Below are 1,007 nucleotides of genomic sequence, written 5' to 3'. Positions count from 1 at the left end.
TTCTTCTCCTCCGGCTACTTAGATGTTTCAGTTCACCGGGTGTGCCTTCTCATACCCTATGGATTCAGGTACGGATACCATCCCATTACGGATGGTGGGTTGCCCCATTCGGAGATCCCCGGATCAAGGCGTGCTTACCGCTCCCCGAGGCTTATCGCAGTTCGCTGCGTCCTTCTTCGGCTCCTAGCGCCAAGGCATCCACCGTGTGCCCTTAGTAACTTAACCACAATTGGTACATCAGTTAAAACCTTAGCAATACTTGCGTTATCCAGTTTTCAAGGTGCAAAAAACTTCGTTTTTTGCAGACCGCAAGCGGTCTGATTGAAGTTTTTATGAAAAACGTCGAGACGTTTTTCACTGTTGAGTTGCTCGTTCGAGCAACCTGCCTGGCAACGTCCTACTCTCCCGGTCCCCTTCGGGACAAGTACCATCGGCGCTGGAGGGCTTAACGGCCGTGTTCGGAATGGGAACGGGTGTGTCCCCTCCGCCATCGTCACCAGACCATGCACATGGATGTGCGGGTGTCGGCAATGTCTCAGTACGAGACGCTTTTAGCCGATCAGGATATTCAATTTACCATGCCGACTCGACAAAAGCAAGTCGTCAAGTTGATAAAAATGGTGGAGCTGAACGGGATCGAACCGATGACCTCCTGCTTGCAAGGCAGGCGCTCTCCCAACTGAGCTACAGCCCCGGGATAGTTCCCTGAAAACCGGATAGAACTGCGCAATCTGCCCATGCATCCTTAGAAAGGAGGTGATCCATCCGCACCTTCCGGTACGGATACCTTGTTACGACTTCACCCCAATCATCTACCCCACCTTCGGCGGCTGGCTCCCAACCGGGGTCCCCAAAAAGTAATACTTTTTGGGGTGGCTTAGGTTACCTCACCGACTTCGGGTGTTGTAAACTCTCGTGGTGTGACGGGCGGTGTGTACAAGGCCCGGGAACGTATTCACCGCGGCATGCTGATCCGCGATTACTAGCGATTCCGACTTCATGCAGGC

General features: G+C 53.2%; 1 tRNA gene and 3 rRNA genes. All 4 read right to left on the bottom strand.

Features of this window, described 5'->3' with window-relative positions:
- Positions 1–225: ribosomal RNA gene (locus G3578_RS20620) — 23S ribosomal RNA — on the bottom strand; the annotation flags it as partial.
- Between the two features lie 159 nt (positions 226–384).
- Positions 385–501: ribosomal RNA gene (rrf, locus tag G3578_RS20615) — 5S ribosomal RNA — on the bottom strand.
- A 117-nt stretch (positions 502–618) separates the two neighbouring features.
- A tRNA-Ala gene (locus G3578_RS20610) sits at positions 619–694 on the bottom strand.
- A gap of 55 nt (positions 695–749) precedes the next feature.
- Positions 750–1,007, bottom strand: a 16S ribosomal RNA gene (locus G3578_RS20605); the annotation flags it as partial.

Origin of the sequence: Brevibacillus sp. SYP-B805 (assembly GCF_011059135.1) — a bacterium.
Taxonomy (GTDB): Bacteria; Bacillota; Bacilli; order Brevibacillales; family Brevibacillaceae; genus Brevibacillus_F.
This window is presented reverse-complemented; position numbering and strand designations above follow the sequence as displayed.